Consider the following 6,283-nt stretch of genomic DNA (forward strand, 5'->3'; position numbering starts at 1 on the left):
TGGGTGGGTTAACTGAGGCACTAGCCAGAGTAAGGCAAAACAATCCGGAAAGCCTTTTTGCTGCCAGGTACCTACTGGACGGGGCGCAGTTTTCGCAGGATTCCACAAGTGTCACTGAAGAAATAGCTGAAAAGGCCGTTGAAGAGGCAAGGGCGGCAAAAAATTTCAAGGGCCATGAGCTTGTTGAGGCAATTGCATTTGAAGCCGAAACAAAGAAGCAGAAAGTTAAGCGCGAGAGGCAGAAGGCAAAAAAGGACAGGCTTAAGATTGCGCTAAAAGGCCAGGGTTCAAAATATTCCTCGCTTCTTACAATGATTGCCCAGAACATGGACGAGGAGGGGCTTGAGCGCACTGTGGTTGTAAAAAATTCCAATAGGGTTGTCATTGGCTGCAGGATTCCAAGGAAATTGGCGCGGCAGATTAGTGAGAATGAAAAGGCGCTAGAAGGGATTTACCCGCAGCTTGTGGCAAGCGCGCAAATGGAGCAAGGCGATGCGACATACCTTTTTTCGCAGGCCCAAGCCAGTCCTGGCGTCGAGGGGGCTTGCAGTAAAACACAGAATGCAAAGGCAGCTATTGCAAAGGACATTGTTTCAAAACTTGGGAGGCTGCACGGCAGCCGGATTTCAATTGGCGAGTTTGACCCTTCCTCGCTTGCCATTGAAGGCGAAAGGGCGTATTTCACGCAACTTGCCCCCATAAAGTTCGATGTCGATGCAACAGAACTTGTAAGAGAGCTTTTTTATGTGCTGGCAAGGCTTGTTGAAAAGGGGCTTGCAATGCTGCAGCATGTTGGAAGCCTGCTGTTTGCCTATTTGCAGGAAGGCGGCCCGCGAAGCGCTGTTGAGGACTATTTTTCAGACAGTGCAAACTGCGAGAGGATGAGCCAGCAAATATACTACAGCCTGCACTTCCACCACAGGTACGCTGTGAAAAAGCAGACTTTTGGCGATGCGACCCTCACATCCCTTGTTGCAAAAAAAGTCGAAAGATATACCAGGCTGTTTTCAGTTTTTGGGATTGGCCAGGCAAGCCAGCATTAGCACGCGCATGCTAGCCTTCTTCTGCCATTTTCAGAAAAGTTTTTTTATGTTGATTTGGCAAGTCGGTAATTAGCAAATATTTAATTATATTCAGTGGAATAATCAGCCATATGCTCGATGAGGATAAAAAGAAAAACTTTTGCAGATTTTCACAAAAGGCAAGCATGGGGATGTGGGCATCCTTTTTTTGGCTTCTTGCCCCATTGGCTTTGATTGGAGGCATTGCCATTTTCGCAGTTGGCATTCTGCCAGGCGGAATTGGCTTGGGCATTGGCGTAATTGGACTTGTGTTTTTTGCGCTTCTAGCCGCGTTTCTTTATTTTTATTCAGAAGAATATTACAAACGCCTGATTTTCTGCCTTGACCTGGATTGCCTGTTTTTGCGCAAGGGGGTTTATGCCCATAGCTACACGCTTCTTCCTTATGGGAACATACAGGACGTGCATGCGGTCCAGACGATTACTGATTCCCTTTTTGGCTTGTGGACGGTGACTGTGTACACGGCAACTGCAAGTGGCGCGGGTGCTGCACACATCGGGGGGCTTGAAAGGCAGGATGCGGAAGGCTTCAAGGCAGCGATACTTGATAGGCGCAAGAGGGCAAAAAATGTCATTGACTGAAGTAGAATCAGGGGGCATGGGAAGAGAGGGCAATGCGCGCTTTGGCAAGGAGACCCTTGTGGGCAAAATGCCGCTGAAAAAAGAAAAGATAATAAAAAAAACCATTGGCACTTTTACAATGTTTGGAATGTTTGTACTAGTTCCGCTTGCCTGGCTCGCTTTTTATTCCCCCGGGCTTTTGGCGCTTTCCATTTTGCTTCTCGGGGTGCTTTTTGCAGGCGTCTTTGCCTACCAGACAGCGTACTACAAGGGCTATTTTTATGACCTGACTGACGATGGCCTTGTTATAAGCAAGGGAGTTTTTAGCACGTGGAAGGCAGTCATTCCACTTGCAAAAGTGCAGGATGTTTATCTTGACCAGGATTTGCTTGACAGGATATTCGGGCTTTATGATTTGCATCTTTCCACTGCTACTGAGACTTCTGGAAGGGAAGCGCACATTGATGGCCTCCCTCATGAAAGTGCCCTGAAAATAAGGGATTTGGTGCTTTCAGAACTAGGAGTCAATAAAGAAAAACTGGAGAGCGCTGGAATCGAAATTGAAATTTCGCAAAGGGCAAGGAGTTACGTTTTATTGACAGGATTGAGCGGGGGGATTGTATTCGTATTCTTTTTAATACAGCTGATAATCGAGTACCCGCCAGCAATTCTTCTCGCGCCCCTTGCAATAGGCGCAACCGTGGCCTGGTCATACCTGGATTTCACTGCCCTGCGCTATGAGCTAAGGGAAAATGGAGTGTACATAAAAAGGGGGTATTTTATCCCAAGCGAAAGCTTCTTTTTGTTCAGGAATATCCAGGATGTTGATGAGAAACAGAACCTGTTCGAGCGGATGTTTGGGATTAGCACGCTTGTAGTCAAAACAATGACAAGTGCAAGTGCCGCAGCTGCTAGGATGCAGTACATTCCTTCAAGCAAGGCCCGCGATTTGCGTGAGAAGATTCTGGAACTTTGCAGGAAAAGCACAGCAGATGCAAGTCAGGAGCTTGATAAAAACAGCTTTTGGAGCAAAGGCGCTAAAAGTGCTAGAGTTGGGAAGCCTGGATTTGGCATGCGACAGCAATCTGCGCCTGATTTTGAAACTGTAGCAAACCCCTTTGTACCAAACTTCGCCAGGGGGGCGCTTTATTCTGGAGGAATCGCGTTTGCTGCAATGATTTTGATTGCAATGGCTGTTGGGGTAGTGCTTGCGACAGCAGGGTTTGGCCTCTGGTCGGCCATTATTGTTGGGGGGGCTGCCGCCTTAGGGACTTTTATTTTATGCAGCCAGCTCGTAAATGCATATATAAGAAAAATGTCGTTTTCCTATGAAATGGCCAAGGACTACATTACAGTGCAAATCAAGTTCATCTCAGTCTCAAGAAAGCAGATAAATTACAAAAAAATTCAGGACATTGAAGTTGGGGCAGACCTGCTTTCAAAGTTTGCCGGGCTTGCAACAGTTGCATTTGAATCAGGCTCAAAAGAGCTAATGGATGAAGGCGGCAGCAGGGAAGTTGCCATTTCCGCAATTAGCGCAAACGAGTCAATACCGGCCCTTGAGCAGCAGGAGGCTCAAAAACTTTGCCGGATGGTTGCAAGGCAGATGGGCTGCTCAATGGCAGGCCTTGACAAGCTCCAGCTTCTTTCCTCATTTCCGCTTGACAAAAGAAAAATAATCAAAAAAACAGTCGGCTTTGCAATAGGTTACATATTTATCAATGCAATTTGTACTTTGCTTATCTGGATTTTCGCACCGTTCTTGCTTGCTTTGGCAGCAGCGGCCTGGGTCATACTTACACTCGTCATTGCGGCAAAATATTTCTATGAAAAGGAGTATTATGCACGGTATGCATATGCCGAAAATTCCGACTGCCTCATGATTCGCAAAGGCGTTCTTGGCTACAGGCAGCTTGTCATACCGTTTTCAAAGATTCAGGATGTATTTGTGGACCGGGATTTGCTAGACTTGGTTTTTGGGCTTTATGATGTCTATGTTTCCACAGCCACAAGCCGCTCGATAACCAATGCCCACATAGACGGGCTTGATGAAAAAAGCGCACAGGCAATAGCCCTACTTCTTATGAGGCGAATCAGGGAAAGCAGCTAAACTTACGGCAAAAAATGCAAATTCATCCGGCTGCAGCAAAAACCTAGCTTGTTTCTTGGCTATTCACGCTAATTTAGTCGGCTCATTATTTGCCTTGTTCCTGGAAAGCGTGTATACATTTCCCTTCCCCTCCTCAACAAGGGCGCTATCGTGTGTTATGACAAAGACCTGCTGTACAAGCAGGGGTATTTTATCCTCAAGGGCAACTGCAAGGGTGCTTACTGCATCCGAGTCAAGATTGTGTGTGGGCTCGTCTAGGATTATCCAGGAGAGGTTTGGGGTGAGTACTGTTGCAAACGCAATGCGAAGCGACAGTGCAAGGCAGGCCCGCTCGCCCCCTGACGCTATTGCCTCTAGCTGGTGCCACCTGTCCTTCAAGGCCTCAAAATAGTAATCCTTGCCATCCACCGAAAGCCTGACTTTTTTTATGTCCCCGTAAGGATAGACTATGTTCCAGATTTCTTCAAGAGAGGAGTTTACGGCAGTTATGTATTCATTTCTGACAGCCAGCTGCGTCAGCTCTATTGAATTTTTTAGGATTAGCGCCTGCTGATGGCGGAACACAAAATCCGCAAGCTGTGCCCTTTGGGCCTCAAGCCGCCCAACATCGCCCGAGAGCTGGAGGCACAGGGCTTGGAGGCTTTCAAGGCTTTTTGCTGCAAGGGAGAGGGAACTTTCAATCCTGGCTATGTCAATCCTGCATTTTTCAAGCAGATCCCGCGCAGCCTCAATTGAGCCGGCAGAGTAGGAGAGAAGCGCCAAAGACTGTTTTTGCTGCTCTATTTGCCTTGAGACAGAAGCCAGCCTTGAGATTGACAAAAGTTGCGTTTCAATCTGGGACTTTTTCACCGAAATCGCCGAAAACGAATTCTGGATTGAGGCAATCTGGGCGTTTAGCTGGGCCTTTTGACCTGACTTGATTTCAAGAAGGGAGAATTGGCCCTCAAGCTCGCGTGAAACGTTGGATGCGGAGGCAAGCTCGGATTCCATGCCTGAAAGCAGGCTTTGGGCGCCTGAAAGCTGGTTGAGCCTTGATTGCAGCTGCCTTATTTGCGCCGAGCAGGTCGAGGCGTTTTGCGCCGCTTCTGCCCCAAGCTTTTTTGCATTTTCGATTATTCCCATTTTCTCTTTTTTTATGTGCTCTGACTCCCCTTTTTCAAGGGGCTTTGAGCACACCGGGCAGGCTGCCTCAGTCCCCGAGATTGCCTGTATTGCCTTGGCTGCCTCCTCCCCTATGCTTTGGGACACTGCCTGCAGCTTCAGGTGCGACTCAAGCTCTGCATTTGCACTCGCAAGCCTGCCTTCGAGAATTGCCTTGTTTTCAGCACCTTCAATCTGCTTTATTTCGGCCTTTTTCCTTGCGATGTTTTCTGATATTGCCAAAGCCCTTGCCTGTTGCGATTTGAGAAAGCCTGCTTTTGAGGAGATTTGGGAAAGCTCGCCGTCCAGCACTGACAATGCGGATTTTGCCGACTTGAGCTGTATTGACTCCTTTTCCAGTCCAGAAGCTGCCTGTGCCAGGCTTGCCTCAAGAGCTGCCTGGTCAAGGCCCCCGGTTGACTGCACCAGAGCGGCCCTCTCGCCTTCAAGCTTTACAAGCAAGGCAGAATGCCTTTCAAAATCCGTCTTTTTGCGGCTTTCCGTCTCATATGCTTGTTGCAGCTGGACAAGCTCCTTGGAGCACACACCAAGTGATGCGGAAAGGGCCTTTATCTGTTCTTTTGTCTTTTCAAGCTCCCGCTCCGACTTAAGCTTTTCTTCCTTTTGCGCCTCAAGCCCCTTCTCCGTATAGCCCTGCTCGAGGGCCTGCTTTGTGCCCTCAAGCCTATTGATGACTGTTGTGATGGCTGCCCTTGCCCGCTCGAACTTGTCAAGGCCCAAAAGCTCGTCTATTTCCTGCTTTCGCCGCCTTGGGTCAAGGGAGAGGACATGGTCCACCTTGTTTTGCTCGCAGTAGATGGCCCTTGTGAACAGGTCATAGTCAACCCGCAGGATTGAGCAAATTCTGCTTGTCACTGCCTTTGGCGACTTTTCAATGAGCTTTCCGTCCTGGTAAAGTTCCGAGTCTGCAGTTACGCCTTTTGAACTAATTATTCTGTGCACTGCATAGCTTGATTTTTCAAACTCGAATTCAAGCTTTACTGACCCGTCTTCATTGGAGCCATGCAGCAGCACATCCTTAAGTGTGACCTTGCCGCGCCTTAGCGAGGGAAAAGTGCCAAAAAATGCATAGCATAGGGCATCCATGACCGAGCTTTTGCCGCTGCCCATTATTCCGACTAGAAAATTTGTGCCGCTGGAAAAAGCAAAGCTGGATTTTTTGTGCGAGCGCCAGTTTGTTAGCTCGATTGATTTTATCACCAGAATGCCCCCCAAGACCAAAAGCTGCCACGCTAACTTTCGCATGGAAGTTTCTAAAGCCTAAGCACTTTGGAAAAAAAGGAAAATAGCAAGAAGGCAGGGCAAGAGAAAAATTAGATAAAGACTATAGCCTGTCAACAGAGGAGATTTCGGCGCTTGCAACGTTTGGC

The 6,283-nt window shown here is 48.1% G+C and carries 3 protein-coding genes; 2 read left to right on the plus strand and 1 reads right to left on the minus strand.

Annotated elements, in window-relative coordinates; all coding sequences use genetic code 11:
- Positions 1–1,153: 1,153 nt before the first annotated feature.
- A complete protein-coding gene (locus tag FJZ26_03370) occupies positions 1,154–1,663 on the plus strand; it encodes a hypothetical protein (protein MBM3229445.1) in 510 nt (169 codons plus the stop codon).
- Positions 1,566–3,752 carry a hypothetical protein gene (locus FJZ26_03375; GenBank protein ID MBM3229446.1) on the plus strand — a complete coding sequence of 729 codons (2,187 nt, stop codon included), beginning with the start codon at positions 1,566–1,568 and terminating at the stop codon, positions 3,750–3,752. Before FJZ26_03370 ends, FJZ26_03375 begins: the two co-directional genes overlap by 98 nt.
- 63 nt (positions 3,753–3,815) lie before the next feature.
- Here the strand turns inward: FJZ26_03375 and FJZ26_03380 are convergent, their stop codons facing one another.
- Complete coding sequence (locus FJZ26_03380; GenBank protein MBM3229447.1) at positions 3,816–6,158, minus strand: SMC family ATPase; 2,343 nt, start codon at positions 6,156–6,158, stop codon at positions 3,816–3,818.
- Positions 6,159–6,283: the final 125 nt, after the last annotated feature.

It is taken from the genome of Candidatus Parvarchaeota archaeon (assembly GCA_016866895.1).
In the GTDB taxonomy this organism is placed as follows: Archaea; Micrarchaeota; Micrarchaeia; order Anstonellales; family VGKX01; genus VGKX01.